Source organism: Rothia sp. HMSC065D02 (genome assembly GCF_001815285.1).
GTDB lineage: Bacteria > Actinomycetota > Actinomycetes > Actinomycetales > Micrococcaceae > Rothia > Rothia dentocariosa.
Genome location: NZ_KV820089.1, coordinates 357,782 through 372,854 on the forward strand (window position 1 = coordinate 357,782; position 15,073 = coordinate 372,854).

Sequence of the window (15,073 nt, forward strand, 5' to 3'; positions counted from 1 at the left end):
GTAACGAGTATCTGTCAGATAGATGTCCGTTAACTTAGAAAAAATATATATACATGTTGCGTTGAGCATCCACCGGCTTTTTGAGGCACATCAGCTACATATATCCCTTATATGGGGGGGGCTATAACACATCATTTTCGCGTGTATGCCACACATCTCATCAATATTTATTCATAATTCACAGATATTTATTCATAAATATGGGTAATTTTATAATTCTACAGCCTTGCTTTCTGGGTGATTTACGCTAGATTTGAGATACATCACAAAAACGTGCTGTACCACTCACATGGTTCTGTTGGACTGGATGCTCAGTCCCCTCATCTCGAAAGAATCCAAAGCTATGAAAAGGCTTCTCTCTGCCATCACCTGCCTTACTCTCCTGTGTTCAGCATGTTCAAGCGGACCCCACACAGGTGAACCTCAGGGTGATCCTACCGCCGGAAAAGATTTAAATTATTCAAAATTTTCAGATGTTAAAGCAACCTTTGATAACGAACATATGGAAATTATTCTTCCACTCAACAAATATATGATGTCTACATCAGAAGGGCTTATAACGCTCAGTGCAAATATTTACAATAACAATGACTGTTCAGTAGCGCGAGGAGTTCCAAGCGGCAGCACCGGAGATGGCGTTGAAATTAAACCATATTTTCAGTACGGAATTTGGAATAAAGACTACGTCTCCAAATACGGATACTCTATCGACCATGATGTAACAAAAATTCGTATAGTTACATTACTTCCCCACAAAGAATATTCGGAAGCCCAGATGGAAATATATAGCGAATGCCAAAATACAGTCCGTCAGCTGGGCGATTTCCCCGCTCGAATGCCCGAAGCCAACACTATCGTTGCTCAGGCTGATCTTGAAGCAGACTCCGCATGGATGCGCGATGAAGACGTCAAAAAATGGCACGGAGAATGGGAACAATGCCTCAAAGATAAAGGTATTTCTATTCCCAAAGACTACTACTGGGCACCAGAAGTTCCCGGCGATAAAGAAAAAGAAATTGAAGTCGCTCTCGCCGATCTAGACTGCAAAGACAGCACCGGATATTTCATGAAAACTATGAACCGCCGGGCACAATATCAGGCCGCAGCCATCGAAAAGTACAAGCCGCAGCTTGATGAATACCGCAAAAACCTTGACGCCCAAATCGAAGAGGCTAAAAAAGTATTAGCCGATCACGGAGAGCCGCTGCCCTCATGGTAAAAAATACGTCACACGTTTCTTTGGAGCGCATTCCCCGCTCGCGCATCCTCATTATTTTTATCTGCGCTAACTTGCTTTTTCTGGTTCTAGGTTTAATCGTGGGTAAAAATATGAGTACCGCACAGTCAGAGGCCCTTGCCAGCTCTCAAGAAAAACTCACCGTCACCACCAAAATCGAGAAACGTCAGGTAGGGCAGGCGACGGTACTTCAAGGGAAAGTGCAACTGGGTAAAACTGAGCCCTACTCCCCTGCTGTAGGGGCTGAACGTGCCGTGGTTACTCGCGTTGCGGTAGAACCCGGGCGCACCATTCACCCCGGTGACCTTGTGGCAACAATCTCTGATGTACCCATTATTGCCATGCCCGACTCCATTCCTTTCTACCGCGCCATCAAGAAAGACGATTCGGGGTCTGATGTGCTGGCGCTCCAACAGACCCTCACCAATTGGGGGTATGCCCCCGGTACAGACGGCACCTGGTCGGAACAAAGTATGAAGGCCTATCAGTCCTTCCTCTACAACTTAGGGGTTGCCAACGGCGATGTCGAAAGCATCGACTGGAAAACCTTTATGCTGGTGCCCTCTGCGGGGCGCACCGTCGAAACTATCGCAGCACAGGGTACGGTACTGGGGGAGAATCCGCTGTTGACTACACGGAACGGCTCTCCCACGATCGTGGCACGTGCAACCATCGATGTCACCCGTGACCTGCACGTGGGCAGCACCGCCGAAGCAAAATCCGCCGGTGGGGCCTCAGGAACGGCAACCGTTACCGCAATATCAGAGTTTAACGCCACCGGCGATATACCAGGTAAAGACGTGACCTTCACCGTGCCGGAAGGGTTCCAAGCGCCCGATGGTGCATCCGCAACTCTTGAGGTGAAAAGCAGCGGCGACCCCACACTAGCCGTACCTATTACAGCCCTGCGTGAGAAAAACGGTGAAGAGTATCTGCGCCTACACAGTGGAGAAGAAGTCACCGTGACCGTAGTACGCCAGGCTGAAGGCTGGGCGGCCATTAAAAGCGACCAGGAGCTGCGGGAAGGAACCGACGTTGAAATCCCAACCCCGTAGCGCTGACTTGCCCTACGAAACCGAACACGAAGAATCCATCAACAACGGGTATGAGCCTATTCTTGAGCTCGTAGGCATATCCAAAACCTACACCAGGGCCGATACTCCCGTTCTGCAGAACCTAGACCTGCGGGTGTACCCGGGCGATATGCTCGCAATTATCGGCCCTTCCGGGTCCGGTAAATCTACGCTCTTGAATGTGCTCGGCCTCTTAGATACCCCCACGCACGGCAGCTATTTTCTTCGTGGACGTGACATTACCCATGCACCGACCCGCGACCTGGACATTCTGCGCAGCCGACATCTCGGGTTCGTTTTTCAAGACGCACATCTGCTGCCCCACGAAAGCGTGATACGCAATGTTGCACTTCCCCTTCGGGTACAGGGAGTGGGTCTTCACGAACAACTACGCATTAGCGAAGAGACACTCACCCAGTTGGGGCTGGAACACCGGCTCATGTATTCCGGAGGTGCGCTTTCCGGCGGTGAACGCCAACGGGTTGCTATAGCCCGTGCCCTGAGCACGCACCCGGATATTCTTCTTGCTGATGAGCCCACCGGAAACCTGGACCGTGTAACTACCGAGCGAGTCATGCAAGATTTCAAAAGGCTCAATGCGGCGGGTACTACCATTGTTTTGATTACCCACGATGAAGATGTTGCCCGTCAGGCAAGCCGGTGTCTGCGCATGGTAGACGGCCATCTAGAAGAGGTGCACCTCGAGGACGCAGAATCAAGTACCGCCCCACAGCATAATATGTCTGAACGGCAGCAGAAAAAGCAGCCCCTGGAACGCAGCGGTGTTCGAGCCTGGTTCTCCTCCGTCTGGGATGCGGCGGCCGCCATGACAACACGGCTAGGACGCTCAGCTTTGCTCTGCACCGCCTATGCGCTCGCGGTCACCGGGCTGGTGGCATCCTCGGGACTCTTGAACAGCACTGCTCATCAGGTCAGTGAACGCCTGGAAGCGGCGGCTCTCGACGAGGTTCGACTTTCACCCGTCTCCCAAGATTTTTCCTCTGAAGAAGCCGGGGAGGTTTCCCAAAAACTCACGGCGATTAACGGGGTTACTGCCGTCGGATACCGCACGAGCATCGCCGGTGATGTCTCAAAGTTCCCGCTTGACGTACCGGTTCCCATCAATAAAATAAGCGTGCTCACCTACGCTATCGACACGGGGTACCTGGATGCGGCAGAGGCGGTCACCAAACCAGGCAACGCCCGCACCCTTTTTACCCGCGCACATACGAATCAAGACCGCCCTTCGGCTCTCGTAGGAAAGCACGCAGCGGAACAGCTTGGGATTTCCGGTTCTGGTTCCGGCTCCATCGTGACAGTCAAGGGGCGGGAATATAGTGTGGTCGGCATTATTGAGGAAGCTCCCCGAGATGCTCTCCTGCTTAATGCTGTGGTGCTTGATATGAAGAGCGCATCGTCATACCCGCAAAACGAGCACCTTTTTCTCATGCGCACTAAACCAGGCTACCCCGCGCCTGTTTCTGAGGTAGCGCCCTTAAGCGTGGATGCGGCGCACCCGGAAAATTACAAGGTTCAGACGGTCACAGACTTGAGGTCTTTGCATCGCGGGGTCTCGAACGATATCGCAACCCTCTCGCTTGTATCCTCCTGGGGTATTCTTCTGCTGGCGGCACTGAGCGCGGGCACAACTCTGTACTTAAGCGTGCAAACCAGGCGCGGCGAGATCGCGTTACGGCGTGCGGTGGGAGCGTCGAAAGCGGCAGTACGGCGCATGTTTCTGCTTGAAGGGCTTTTTATTGGGCTTGCGGGCGGTATTTTGGGGATTACACTAGGCACGCTCCTGACCTTACTGATATGCCAACTCAATGGCTGGAAACCTATTCTGGAGGCGACTCCCCTATTCCTGGGGCTCGGCGCAGGTGGGATCTCCGGACTGGTATCTGCCATGGTTCCGGCTATTGTGGCCTCTCGCGCGCAGCCCGCCGATGCAATCCGCACGGTCTAGAGTCAGGATTCTACCCCCAGATATTATTTCGGCGAGCAGATAACAATCCGTTATCTGCTCGCCGAAATAATATCTACTCGCGCTCTAGGTGCGGGCGGGGAGATGTGCCCGACCGAGCCTCACCTGCTGCGTTCGCGTGCATCGTGCATACTCCGGTTCTCAGGGTGCCGACGAGTTGAGGTGTCTGAAACCATAAAATAAGAACATGTAATTTTGGTTTAATCGCTCTAAACCCACAAAAAGGGTATCCTAAGTTTTCATACATATAACCTCTTAAATTCCATAATTTACCCATCACGTAATCGCTGTCCAGCAACATTACTTAAGGTCATTAACACCCTCAAAAGTCCGTAATATTCGGTATTTTTACGACAAATTTTCGGCGTGTTACGCCTCTTATCTTTTGCGAGTGACACTGTGTCAGCTAAGATGAAATAGATACGGCAGGGCTCCTCATAAATCCCACAGAATCCAATATCTCATGTGGGGTTGCAGGTTAGTCGAGACATGACTCTTCCGGGTAGTCCCGCGTTGACAGACGAGCTCTACAGGGACGGAGAACGATATGGACTCAACCTCTGAATAGCTCATTAGAGCATCTCAACTTTACGGCCTCACACACTAATTCCATACGCACACACAGTCATTCTAAGGAAGACAAATGCACCAAACACTCATGATGAGTGCCGGTGGTGTAGCACTAGACTTTCCTGCCTGGCTGCGCATCACCCACTTCATTAACTTTCTGATGATTGGACTTCTCATCCGATCCGGTTGGGAAGTTATTGCCTCACATCCGCGTTTTTACTGGAACAACCACTGCACCCCCGGGTCTGAGTGGCTCAAGTTCACGAAGGATAAGGTTTCAACCGTTCCTGGCGAATACACCGCCCGCGACGATCAACGAAGCCTCTCCCCTCTGATCTCGCTCCCCGGTAAGGCTCAGATTGGCTTGGGACGTGCTTGGCACGCTCTCACTACCGTCATCTGGATTGCTAATGGTCTGGTTTATGTGAGCCTACTCTTTATTACGGGTCAGTGGCGCCGTATTGTTCCTACCTCCTGGGATATTTTCCCCGAGGCATGGCAGTCCATCCAGATTTACGCGGGTTTCCAAATCCCCTCTATTGAGCATTTCCAACCCTACGATGCGCTTCAGAAGCTCATGTACTTCACCGTGGTTTTCATCGTGGCACCACTGATGATTGCCACCGGTCCTATCATGAGCCCCGCGTTCTGCGGTCGCTTCCCACGCTACGTGCGGTTGTTCCGTAACCGCCAGACCGCCCGCTCAATTCACTTCTTGGGCATGGCGTTCTACTGCGTCTTCACGATCATGCACGTGGCGCTGGTACTCATCGTTCACCCGCAGTACAACATTGCGCACATGATGCTCAACAAGAACTACAACGAGATTGATGCGGCACAGTTCGCCCAAGCAGTGACCATGCTGATCGTTGGCGTCGTCGTAGTTCTCGCGGTCTGGATCGGTGCTTCTTACTGGTCGCATCGTGACCTGCGCTTCGCTCAGACCTTCGTTTGGGGTCTGACCCAGCCGGTTCGCAACCTGTTCCTGGATCGCATCTCCTCGCATCAGGTCAAGAAGCAGACCTTCACGGATGCCGATATTTCGCCGTTCCACTGGGTTAACACACGCCCGCCTACAGAGCGTGAAAGCACCGAATGGAACCGATTGCGTGAACAGGACTTCGTAGATTATCGCCTGGAGCTGGGCGGTTTGGTGAAAGAGCCGAAGTCGCTAAGCATCGACGATTTGAAGTCCTTGGGCAAGGAAGTCAATATTACGATGCACACCTGCATGCAGGGGTGGACGGGCATCGCCAAATGGGAAGGTGTTCGCCTGCGTGATGTACTCGCCCTTGTCGAAAAGGACGATAACGCACGGTACGTTATGGTGACTTCCTACGGGCACGTGGGTCACACCTACGATGGCAGGCCCACCGAACCCTACTACGAATGCTTGGATATCTCCATGGCAATGGAGGACGAAACCATTCTGGCTTGGGGTATGAACGATAAGCCCCTCCCAGATGTTTACGGTGGTCCCCTACGCTTGCGTGCAGATTCCATGCACGGTTACAAGATGGTCAAGTGGGTTCAGAAAATTGAATGGATCAGCGATTACCGCGATGTTGGCGACGGTCAAGGCGGTAGCCGCGAAGATTCCGGTCTGCAGCACTTCGACGCTCGCGCGTAAAGTTCTGTAGCTTGTTCCTAGAAGCCCCTGCTGGGCACCGGGTACTCTCCCGGATGCGCGGCAGGGGCTTCGCTGTGCCTGTGGCTGCGGGCGGCTGCGCTCCAGCTCGTGATGTGCGTGCTAGTGTGTGGCTGACCTTGCCTCTGCACGCCTGCCGTATCCACCTCCGTGCTGTTCTCATGCTGCCCGGGTGGTGCGGGGGCATTGCATACGGGGTATGCAATGCAGCAGGCTTCTTCGACTACCTCTGCTTCCCTTGCCTCCCTTACCCTGCTCGCATATAGCTACCTACCACGTAAACCTAATACTCCCCCATGCGGTAGAGTAAATACACTAGCCATAATGCGTAGAAAGCGAGACCCGATGAGTTCTGTACACCTGCCCACACGCAGAACCATTCTCACCCTCGGACTCACCGCCACAACCATTACACTCAGTGGATGCGCACCATCAACACGCACTAAAGAAAAACCAAGCCCCTCCTACCCCTCACCAACACAAACTTTCATGCTCAACAAGGATAAAAATGGATACGACGGAGTAATACGCCTTGATACCTATGAAAAACACGGTAAATTCATTCCAGCAACCACCGAACATCCGGCACAAAATGTTCCTAAGCCCCTCATGCCCGATTACATCAACGAATACAGTAGCGACGGGATGTACGCCTTTATTGCTTATTGGATGGAAGCCGTCAATTATGCCTATCTCACCGGAGATCTTAAACCCCTCGACCAAGTCGCCGACGCCCATCAAACAATTAGCTCCAAAGTTATCAAGCTCTACGAAGAAAAAACTGGATGGGTTATCGGACCGCAGCATATCTGCAGCGTTGAGTTTGAAACAGCAGGATCACACGACAGCCTAAAAGATTCTTCCATTCGAGAACGACAAAGTATTATCCGGTTATCCCCAGACACCCAGATATACAATTCAGTCGATGGTTCGATTACACCATTTTTAGAAGCGATAAATCAGACCGCTGAAAAGAAAGTTATGATTGGTTTGCGCTACCTCAATAATGAATGGCATTTCGTCAATGATGATGGCTCTAATGTCGAGAAGAAAAAACTCTAAAACCTCTCACGAGACCTGATAAACAACATCATAAGCAGTCTCAGACCTCCACTTACCCTCCACATACACAATCTGCAACTGCACCTCACCCGGCTGTAACCTTAGAACCTCAGCCAAAGGACGGCTCTCCTTCGTGTCCGCATAAAACACCGAAGCACTGGCATCTACACTCAACCGAGCATCCCAGGTAAAGACATTTGATCCTTTTGCGAATTCCACCGGTTGCGGAGCGACAAGTTCGGCTTTTATAGGAAAGTTATCTGGGCTGATTACCCACCCAGTCTCGTCCTCATACAGCTTCACAATATCAGGACGAGCCGTCTTCAACTCAGGATCAATAATCTTCAAAGGCTCTGCCTCCCCCGTAAGCAACAAATAATTCAGAGCAGAAACCCACATGCCAATACTAGTCCGCATATGCGAAATAGCATACCCATTACTCGACTGATAAGGGCGAGGAATTGGAACACCCCACGCACGATGCTCCCGAGTCCCAGGAATAAACTTACCAACCGCCTGAAACTCCCAATACTTCACCTCACCCGAACGATCTTTATCATCCCAAAAAGGCTCCTCCGTAGGCGAAGGAGAAGACGAAAAACCCTCAGTTCTAGAAGGAGTTGGCCTGGAAACAGCACATGAACTCAACACCGAGCCAGCAACAACACCCAAACCACCAGTAAATATTAATCGGCGAGATAATCTGCCCATCATACTCCCCTTCATCGCAGCAAAATCAGCCAGACAACAACCCAAACCATACCCTATACAATAGAGTAATACACTGACCAAAATGCCCAGAGAGCCAAACGCCCATGAATTCCACACACCTGCCCACACGTCGTGCTTTCCTTACTCTTGGGCTCGGCATAGGAACGCTCGCACTTGGCGCATGCGCGCCCACTACACGAAGCGCTCCTAAAGCAAGAGCCACATACCCTAAGCCGACGCAATCTTTCGATATTGGCAGTAAATATGACTACGATGGACCCGTTCGTCTTGATACCTACGAAAAACACGGTAAATTCATTCCAGCAACCACCGAACATCCGGCGCAAAACGTCCCTAAACCCCTCATGCCCGACTACATCAACGAATACAGCAACAATGGATTTTACGCTTCTATAGCTTATTGGGTAGAAGCAGTTAACTACGCGTACCTGACTGGAGATCTTAAACCTCTTAGCCAAATCACTGATGCTCGACTCACTCTTAATTCTGAAATTATCAAACTCTATGAAGAAAAAACCGGATGGGTTATAGGACCACAGCATCCCTGCAGCGTCGAATTTGAAACAGCGGGATCAAATAATAATCTAAATGATCCCTCGATCCGAGAATGGCAAAGTATTATACGAATATCTCCAGAAACCAAGGTTTATAACTCTACCACTGGAACAACTACACCATTTCTAGAATTTTCAGACCAAAAAGCTGAGAAAAAGTCCGCAATCGGCTTACGTTATTCAAATAATGAATGGTATTTCGTCAATGATGATGGTTCTAATATCGAGAAGAAAATATTCTAAAAATATCACGAAGCATGATAAAAAATTCATAATCCTATAGAACCAATCACTCGGTATAAGTAAAAAAATTTTAAACCAGTTAAAACCCTTTCTAAATTATAGCTCCTTCAGGTTTTCAGCCGAGATAGGTGAGAGTCCCCAAGGGTCGATGAGCCCTACGGATTTATTGCCGACCAGAGAATATCGCTCCCTAACCAGCCGATACAGGAGCTAAAGCTTTTATCGGTCAAAAACCATCTGCTCGCGGAAAGTACGCCCGCACACAATGAAAGGGGATAGGAACCACGTTAGGTTCCCATCCCCTTTCTATTGCGTCAGCGGTGCTCTAGGCTCAACCGCATAGTCCGTTTACCGCATTTGCCGAACCGGCTATTTGCCTTCGAGAATCACCACATCCAGGATGCGCGGCCCATGCACACCCTCCACGCGAATCAGCTCAATATCGCTGGTCGCAGACGGCCCGGAGATCATGGTCACCGGGCGCTCATAGGTGATGCGTTCAATCGCCTCCGGCACCAGCTCCACAACTGTAGATTCCGGCACCACGCATACATGGTGGTCGGGTACCAGGGAAATCGCACGGCGACCTTCCTGCGGGGTGGAGTTCAAGAAAATGGTGCCGGTCTCAGCGCACGATACGGTCGAGGAAGTGACCACCGCATCCACGGCATCAAGCTCGTGCACCGAAAGCGCGCCGGGTTCGAGAGTGCTCCCCGAATCGGTGACATGCACGCGGGTTGCGGTATCCTCTGGCAGCCATTCGGGGTTCAGCCCGGTGGGAACCACATAGCGCGAGTTCTCTCCCAGACGCTCGGCAATAACCTCGGCGATATTCGACTCGGTCGCGTTAAAGACGTTCGCCTTATAGTCGATCAGACGATCCACCAGCATCTCAATAGTCTGCTCGCGGTTCAGCTCGCTCACGCGGCGGTAATTACGCACGGGGGTTGGTGCCTCGGGGGCGTCCGACAGGGACTCACGAATACGTGTGAGAATATCTTCCTTCGCAGAGGACATTATGCGTTCTCCTTACCTTCACGAGCCGCCTGAGCTTCGGCCGCAGCCTGTGCGTTTGCTGCGGCTTCTGCAACCTTACTCTTATTCGCTTCGATGAGAGCGGCAATATCCACGCGCTCGGCGCTGTCGCGAGCGGGTGCACCAGATTTTTCCTTCTTCCACCAGTTGCGGAACGATTCTTTGGGAGGCTCAGGAATATCGCGGTAATCCGTCCAACCGCCGACAATTCCGGGCACCTTCGTGATCTTATGTTTCTTGCCGCTAATCAGACGGGACATCGGCAGACCACGCTCGGCGACCGCCATCATCTTGCCCGAGGAGAACAGCTTCTTAGCACCGTACATCATGGCGTCCATCTGGGTGGGTGCGTGTTTCTTCGCGTGCTTCGCTTCAACATCCTTACCGCGCAGATGCACCAGCACCTCGGGGAAGTTGATCTTCACGGGGCACACTTCGTAGCAGGCACCGCATAGCGAAGATGCGTATGGCAGCGAGTTATTGTGCGCCGCCTCAATGCCGGAAAGCTGGGGCGAAAGAATTGCACCGATCGGACCGGGGTAGGTGGAACCGTAGGCGTGACCACCGGCACGCTCGTACACAGGGCACACGTTCATGCAGGCGGAGCAACGGATGCAGCGCAGCGCCTGGCGACCCAGTTCATCGGCCAGCACAGCGGTACGGCCATTATCGATGAGGATCACGTGCAGGTTCTGCGGGCCGTCCCCGGGGGTTACGCCCGTCCACATGGAGGTGTAGGGGTTCATGCGCTCACCGGTGGAGGAACGCGGCAAAAGCTGTAGGAATGCCTCGTAGTCCTGGAAGGTGGGCAGCAGCTTCTCGATACCCATGAACGAGATGAGGGTATCGGGTAGGGTCAGGCACATACGACCGTTGCCTTCGGATTCCACGATGGTCATGGTACCGGTCTCAGCGATACCGAAGTTCACGCCCGAAACGGCAACTTTGGTCGAGAGAAACTTTTCGCGCAGACGGTTACGCGAAGCCTCCGCAAGCTCAGCGGGTTCATCGGTAATATCCGGGTTAATGCCTTCAATCTTCTTAAGGAAAATATCGCGGATTTCGCGGCGGTTACGGTGAATTGCCGGAACCAGGATGTGCGAGGGACGGTCTTCGCCGAGCTGCACAATTTCTTCCGCAAGGTCAGTCTCAATGGCGTTAATGCCGTTCTCTTCCAAGAACTCGTTCAGACCGGTTTCAGCGGTTGCCATGGACTTGATCTTGATAATCTCGTCCACACCCTGTTCGCGAATCAGATCGAGGGCAATCTGGTTTGCCTCGTGAGCATCGCGCGCCCAGTGCACGTGACCGCCGCGCGCGGTAAAGTTGCGCTCGAACTGTTCCAGCATTTGGGGCAGGTTGAAGAGCACATAGTTCTTCACCATTTCGCCGGTGTTGCGCAGTTCCTGCCAGTCGGGCAGCTCGCTGGTAACGCGGGCACGTTTATTGCGAATAGCGTGGGTCACGAAACGCAGGTTATTGCGCAGCTGGTCATTCTTCAGCTCACGCTTGGCGTATTCGGGGAACGGTTCGTTCTCAAAGATATTGCCTTCGCCGTAGTGCACGACCTTCGGCATACCCAGGGGGATTGCGGTGGAAGTCATCATCAACCTACTTTCTATGCGAAGGCGAGCTCTACGTTGCCGTCAATCTTCAGCGGATTCTCCTTGGTGGAGGCGAGGATTTCGGCAAAATGGACGGTCTTAACAGAGGATCCGCGGCGTGAGAGTGCACCGCCGATATTCATCAGGCAGGAGCAGTCGCCGCCGGTGCATACGGATGCACCGGTCTTCTCAACATTGGTTGCTTTGTCTTCAACCATCGCACCGGAAACATCGGCGTTCTTGAACGAGAAGGTTCCGCCGAAGCCGCAGCACTGGTCGAGGCCCTCAATTTCGGTGTACTTAATGCCTTCAACGGTGCGCACAAGATCTGATTGGCGGGAGCCAAGGTGCAGCAGGCGCATACCGTGGCATGAGCTGTGGTAGGTCACGTGCTCGGGGAAGTAAGAACCAAGCTGCTCGGCGGCGTTGGTGATACCCAGAACGTCAATGAGAAGCTGGGAAAGTTCAAAGGTGCGTGCGGCAATCTGCTCTGCTCGCACGGCAAGATCTTCGTCGCCCTGATGACGAGCTATCATGGGCTGCTGGTGCCCCAGGGATGCCACGCAGGAACCTGAGGGTGCCACGGCAACATCCCAGTCCCACGCCTCAAAAGACTCGACGTGGTTTTTTACGACGGGGTAAGCATCATCAAAGTACCCGGAATTGACATGCATTTGGGAACAGCAGGTCTGCCCGGGAGGATAAACAACCTCATGCCCCAAGCGTTCTAGAATCTCGACGGTCGCGCGCGCTACGCGGGGATACATGCCATCAACAATGCACGTGGAGAAAAGCGCAATACGCATGTTATCCGTCCTTTCTGGTTTCGAGTCTCTACAGAACCGCTGGTGTGGGATGCGGTATGCGCTCCGGGACGCAAATTCCTGTGCCGAATTTACGTAACGCGGGTTTTCAACGCGCCAGGATCATGACTGACCAGGTTCTCTCAGGAACCCGCCGGTGTTTACGGGGACCGGTCATATCGGTGTAGAAACGTAATCGTAGACTTTCTTCGTTGATCTTCATTTAACACCAGGTTCGGAGCATTCCTTTAATTGAAATAACGAACATTTTTCTCACCAAATTGAGTTTTAAGGATTCCCTTAGTTTCAGGTAGTAAAGCATGCTTTAGGTCATAGCAACCCCAATGTTTCGAGATACCTTAAACAGACATTCCAGCGGGTGTATATGCAACATCCGCGAGCTGACGCGGAACTGCCAAATTTATCTGCATAATTTCCCGTAAATATGCATACTTTACCCATGAAATCCCTTGCAATATCGGGTGGTACAACCCGGGAACATCTCGAAAAAATACAGTGCGCAAAATCTCTATGCGCAGAGCTGAAATTTAATGCCAGAAGTTGGAACAACCCGTTTTTGACGCCCAGAACGCAAATATCACCCCTCTCCCCCGCCATCGTGCGGAAAACACACCTGCACTCTATAAGTTGTATCTCAAAGCACCCTTCGGGTAGGCTTCACATGAAGCTAATGGTCAGACCACATCCCAAGCGGCGCCATAAGCGCCACGAACTCGTGGAGTTTTGATTGGTCTGACCACATCCACGTCGAACCGAACCAAAGGAGTTCCAGTGAATACATTCTTCGCTGAACCCAACGCAGTCGGGGGAAGCCTTGGGCTAAGCGCGCTCGTGGCAACCATACCGCTGCTGACCTTCTTCATCATGCTACTCGTCGTCAAGGCACGCGCGCACTGGTCGGCACTGGTAGCACTTGCCGCATCTATCCTAGTGGCAAGCCTCGGCTTTACGATGCCCTTCGACTTAGCAGGACTCAGCGCGGTACGCGGCGCTATCTACGGTTTGGTCATCTGCTGGGTGATCCTCGGCGCTATCTGGTTCTACCAGGTCACCGTGCTTGCCGGACGCTTTGAAGACCTGCGCCGCACCTTCGACCGTCTGGGCGGCGGCGATTTGCGCATCCAGGCGATTCTGATTGCCTTCTGCTTCGGTGGTCTGCTTGAAGCCCTCGCAGGGTTCGGTGCTCCCGTGGCAATTACCGCGACCATGATTCTTGCCCTCGGTGTGAAGCCGCTCAAAGCAGCTATTACCGTGCTTCTTGCTAACACCGCTCCTGTGGCCTTCGGCGCCGTCGCCGTCCCGATTGTGACTGCAGGCGACGTTGGCGGCAAAGACCCGCACGTTATTGCAACTATCGTCGGTCACCAGGCACCGTTCCTGGCAATGTTCGTGCCCGTCATTCTGCTCTTCATCCTCGACGGTATGAAGGGTGTTAAAGATGCATGGCTCCCCGCTTTCGTTATCGGTATTTCCTTCGCTATTGCGCAGTGGATTACCGCCGCAACTCCCGCCTACAACCTCACCGACGTGGTGGCATGTATTGTTTCGATGGGTGCTGCGGTGCTCTTCCTGCGCTTCTGGAAGCCGCGCGGTGTTGAGGGCGTGCGTGAACGCTACGGCCTGCCTTCACAGTCTGAGGAGAAAGAGGCACTGCCCGCAGTACGCGTGTGGATGGCTCTGCTGCCCTACCTGATTGTGGTCGCTATCTTCGGCCTCGTGAACCTCAATGCCGGTTTGAAGGCATGGCTGAAGACCGTGGCTATTAAAATCAATATCCCCGCGCTCAGCTCCCGTCTGGTCACCAAGGACGGCACACCCGTCAAGGACGCCCCTTACACCTTCACCTGGCTTTCAAACCCCGGTACTCTGCTGATTATCTCAGGCCTGATCGTTGCGGTTGTTTACTTCTTCTTCAACGAGAAGGGGCGGTATGGTTTCAAGTTCCCAGCCGTTTTCGCCGAGTTCGGTTCGGTCATCTACCGTATGCGCTGGACGATCCTGACCATTGCCTCGGTGCTGGCACTGGCATACGTCATGAACTTCTCGGGTCAGACCGTCGCAATGGGTACTTTCTTGGCGGGCTTGGGTACCATTTACGCAGTACTGGCACCGGTGCTGGGCTGGATCGGCACCGCGGTGACCGGCTCGGATACCAGCGCAAACGCGCTCTTCTCCAAGCTACAGGTATCCGCTGCCGAGAACCTGCAGCATGCTGGTGTGAGCGGTGCTACCCCCGAGCTGATGCTGGCAGCAAACACCACCGGTGGTGTGGTCGGCAAGATGATCTCGCCGCAGTCACTGGCTATTGCGGCCACCTCTGTGGATATGGAGGGCAAGGAATCCGAGATCCTCAAGGCCGTGGTTCCCTGGTCATTTGCGATGCTCGTGGTCGTCTGCCTGCTGGTCTTCCTGCAGACCAATATCCTCTCGTTCCTCGTTCCCTAGCCCTTAGGGTTCCGTAACGAGCGAGAGCTGGCGGGGCGGGGCACCACAGGGTGCGCCGCCCC

At 52.9% G+C, this 15,073-nt stretch carries 11 protein-coding genes; 7 read left to right on the forward strand and 4 right to left on the reverse strand.

Annotated elements, in window-relative coordinates; translation table 11 throughout:
* The first annotated feature begins 343 nt into the window (after nt 1-343).
* From HMPREF3016_RS05680 to HMPREF3016_RS05700, 5 genes are all read left to right on the forward strand, one after another.
* Nucleotides 344-1,219: a hypothetical protein gene (locus HMPREF3016_RS05680; protein WP_070740832.1), complete on the forward strand. Its 876-nt coding sequence runs from the start codon at nt 344-346 to the stop codon at nt 1,217-1,219.
* On the forward strand, nt 1,213-2,292 hold the full coding sequence (locus tag HMPREF3016_RS05685; RefSeq protein WP_070740835.1) for an efflux RND transporter periplasmic adaptor subunit: 1,080 nt from the start codon (nt 1,213-1,215) through the stop codon (nt 2,290-2,292). Before HMPREF3016_RS05680 ends, HMPREF3016_RS05685 begins: the two co-directional genes overlap by 7 nt.
* Nucleotides 2,273-4,276: an ABC transporter ATP-binding protein/permease gene (locus HMPREF3016_RS05690; RefSeq protein WP_070740837.1), complete on the forward strand. Its 2,004-nt coding sequence runs from the start codon at nt 2,273-2,275 to the stop codon at nt 4,274-4,276. The genes HMPREF3016_RS05685 and HMPREF3016_RS05690 overlap by 20 nt, the downstream gene beginning before the upstream one ends.
* Before the next feature lie 661 nt (nt 4,277-4,937).
* Nucleotides 4,938-6,494: a molybdopterin-dependent oxidoreductase gene (locus tag HMPREF3016_RS05695; RefSeq protein ID WP_070740840.1), complete on the forward strand. Its 1,557-nt coding sequence runs from the start codon at nt 4,938-4,940 to the stop codon at nt 6,492-6,494.
* Nucleotides 6,495-6,857: 363 nt separating this feature from the next.
* A complete protein-coding gene (locus HMPREF3016_RS05700) occupies nt 6,858-7,574 on the forward strand; it encodes a DUF6318 family protein (protein WP_070740842.1) in 717 nt (238 codons plus the stop codon).
* 6 nt (nt 7,575-7,580) lie between these two features.
* Here the strand turns inward: HMPREF3016_RS05700 and HMPREF3016_RS11305 are convergent, their stop codons facing one another.
* Nucleotides 7,581-8,288: a DUF6318 family protein gene (locus HMPREF3016_RS11305; protein ID WP_246828481.1), complete on the reverse strand. Its 708-nt coding sequence runs from the start codon at nt 8,286-8,288 to the stop codon at nt 7,581-7,583.
* A 101-nt stretch (nt 8,289-8,389) separates the two neighbouring features.
* On the opposite strand from HMPREF3016_RS11305, the gene HMPREF3016_RS05710 reads away from it, so the two are divergent.
* Nucleotides 8,390-9,103 (forward strand): DUF6318 family protein, encoded by a 714-nt coding sequence (locus tag HMPREF3016_RS05710; RefSeq protein ID WP_070740848.1) that lies wholly within the window; start codon nt 8,390-8,392, stop codon nt 9,101-9,103.
* A 369-nt stretch (nt 9,104-9,472) separates the two neighbouring features.
* Here the strand turns inward: HMPREF3016_RS05710 and HMPREF3016_RS05715 are convergent, their stop codons facing one another.
* Genes HMPREF3016_RS05715 through HMPREF3016_RS05725 form a run of 3 tightly spaced genes read right to left on the reverse strand, consistent with a single transcriptional unit; the run spans nt 9,473 to nt 12,548 of the window.
* Complete coding sequence (locus tag HMPREF3016_RS05715; RefSeq protein ID WP_013397788.1) at nt 9,473-10,120, reverse strand: LutC/YkgG family protein; 648 nt, start codon at nt 10,118-10,120, stop codon at nt 9,473-9,475.
* Nucleotides 10,120-11,745: a LutB/LldF family L-lactate oxidation iron-sulfur protein gene (locus HMPREF3016_RS05720; protein ID WP_070740851.1), complete on the reverse strand. Its 1,626-nt coding sequence runs from the start codon at nt 11,743-11,745 to the stop codon at nt 10,120-10,122. Before HMPREF3016_RS05720 ends, HMPREF3016_RS05715 begins: the two co-directional genes overlap by 1 nt.
* 11 nt (nt 11,746-11,756) lie before the next feature.
* The gene (locus HMPREF3016_RS05725) at nt 11,757-12,548 is read right to left on the reverse strand and encodes a (Fe-S)-binding protein (protein ID WP_004005516.1); all 792 of its coding nucleotides are present in this window, start codon (nt 12,546-12,548) and stop codon (nt 11,757-11,759) included.
* Between the two features lie 789 nt (nt 12,549-13,337).
* On the opposite strand from HMPREF3016_RS05725, the gene HMPREF3016_RS05730 reads away from it, so the two are divergent.
* Nucleotides 13,338-15,011: an L-lactate permease gene (locus HMPREF3016_RS05730; protein WP_070740854.1), complete on the forward strand. Its 1,674-nt coding sequence runs from the start codon at nt 13,338-13,340 to the stop codon at nt 15,009-15,011.
* The last annotated feature ends 62 nt before the right edge of the window (nt 15,012-15,073 follow it).

What these genes read in the sequence shown, in the direction of transcription:
- HMPREF3016_RS05725 (WP_004005516.1), bottom strand. Translation starts at nt 12,548, where the DNA reads ATGCGTATTGCGCTTTTCTCCACGTGCATTGTTGATGGCATGTATCCC.
- HMPREF3016_RS05710 (WP_070740848.1), top strand. Translation starts at nt 8,390, where the DNA reads ATGAATTCCACACACCTGCCCACACGTCGTGCTTTCCTTACTCTTGGG.
- HMPREF3016_RS05700 (WP_070740842.1), top strand. Translation starts at nt 6,858, where the DNA reads ATGAGTTCTGTACACCTGCCCACACGCAGAACCATTCTCACCCTCGGA.
- HMPREF3016_RS05685 (WP_070740835.1), top strand. Translation starts at nt 1,213, where the DNA reads ATGGTAAAAAATACGTCACACGTTTCTTTGGAGCGCATTCCCCGCTCG.
- HMPREF3016_RS05715 (WP_013397788.1), bottom strand. Translation starts at nt 10,120, where the DNA reads ATGTCCTCTGCGAAGGAAGATATTCTCACACGTATTCGTGAGTCCCTG.
- HMPREF3016_RS05680 (WP_070740832.1), top strand. Translation starts at nt 344, where the DNA reads ATGAAAAGGCTTCTCTCTGCCATCACCTGCCTTACTCTCCTGTGTTCA.
- HMPREF3016_RS11305 (WP_246828481.1), bottom strand. Translation starts at nt 8,288, where the DNA reads ATGATGGGCAGATTATCTCGCCGATTAATATTTACTGGTGGTTTGGGT.
- HMPREF3016_RS05695 (WP_070740840.1), top strand. Translation starts at nt 4,938, where the DNA reads ATGCACCAAACACTCATGATGAGTGCCGGTGGTGTAGCACTAGACTTT.
- HMPREF3016_RS05720 (WP_070740851.1), bottom strand. Translation starts at nt 11,745, where the DNA reads ATGATGACTTCCACCGCAATCCCCCTGGGTATGCCGAAGGTCGTGCAC.